The following is a 1,082-nucleotide window of genomic DNA, read 5'->3' as shown; positions in this document are numbered from 1 at the left end:
CTTCAAAGTGTTTGGAATGCTGATTGCCACCTTCGCCTACATGATTGCTACTGGTGTCTACATTTACAAGCACATGCCAAAGGAAGAGAAAAATAACTCCTCCGATGTCTCGATTGATGATTAAAAACTCAATTTTGCTATAATCCGCGCAAATGTATTATTCACAGCGACCTTCGGGTCGCTGTTTTGTTCAACGGACCAATAATTACTGCATTAGTATTCTTATTGGCACACCATATTTGCGCTTTTTTTGAGCGCCCTTGAAGATTTAGGATGTCACTATGAGCCAAGAATTTAACTCTCCGAAAGGCCAGCTTCTGCTTCGTACCCTTGCAATGCCCGCTGATACAAATGCAAACGGCGATATCTTTGGTGGTTGGATAATGTCTCAACTTGACTTGGCGGGTGCGATTCTGGCGAAAGAGATCTGTTCTGGTCGCGTCGTTACCGTTTCTGTTTCAAGCATTACATTTAAAAAACCAGTCAGCGTAGGTGACGTGGTTTGTTGTTACGGCGTGTGTAAGAAAATCGGCCGTACATCTATGAGCGTTGACCTAGAAGTTTGGGTGAAACCAGTGAAAGTCGACGGCATCGAAGATCGTTTCATGGTTTGTGAAGCAACCTTTAACTATGTAGCCATCGACAGTGAAGGCAAACCACGTCCAGTGCAAAGCTAAGTTGTCATAAAATCGAATTGCTAGGAAGAATCTCACATTTTCTATTGTTCACTTGTGAGAGGTTCAAAAAAGACGTTAAATTAACACTTTACCCTACCAATTAAGGAACTATGCTATGTGGTACGTCATCTTTTCTCAGGACGTCGAGAACTCATTGGAAAAACGTATGGGCGTTCGTCCTCAACATTTAGAACGCTTGCAACAGCTTCAAGATGAAGGTCGTTTACTTACCGCAGGTCCAATGCCAGCGATCGACTCTGATAACCCAGGAGAAGCCGGCTTTACTGGTTCGACAGTCATTGCTGAATTTTCCTCTTTGGAAGATGCCAAAACATGGGCTGACGCCGATCCTTATGTGGCGGCGGGCGTTTACGAAAACGTGATCGTAAAACCGTTCAAAAAAGT

The 1,082-nt window shown here is 43.7% G+C and carries 2 protein-coding genes and 1 pseudogene; all 3 read left to right on the top strand.

Features of this window, described 5'->3' with window-relative positions:
• Positions 1-124, top strand: a pseudogene (locus R7Q47_RS26205) (septation protein A); the annotation flags it as partial.
• 157 nt (positions 125-281) lie between these two features.
• Positions 282-677 (top strand): acyl-CoA thioester hydrolase YciA, encoded by a 396-nt coding sequence (gene yciA, locus R7Q47_RS26200; protein WP_005459205.1) that lies wholly within the window; start codon positions 282-284, stop codon positions 675-677.
• A 115-nt stretch (positions 678-792) separates the two neighbouring features.
• Positions 793-1,082: YciI family protein (locus tag R7Q47_RS26195; RefSeq protein ID WP_318090255.1), on the top strand; the 290-nt coding region annotated here is incomplete at its 3' end.

The organism is Vibrio sp. Vb0349, assembly GCF_033338975.1.
Note: the sequence above shows the minus strand (reverse complement) of the source record. Positions and strands in the feature narration are given on the sequence as shown.

Bases quoted from the DNA above. Each gene is read 5' to 3' on its own strand.
- yciA (WP_005459205.1), top strand. From the start codon at position 282: ATGAGCCAAGAATTTAACTCTCCGAAAGGCCAGCTTCTGCTTCGTACC.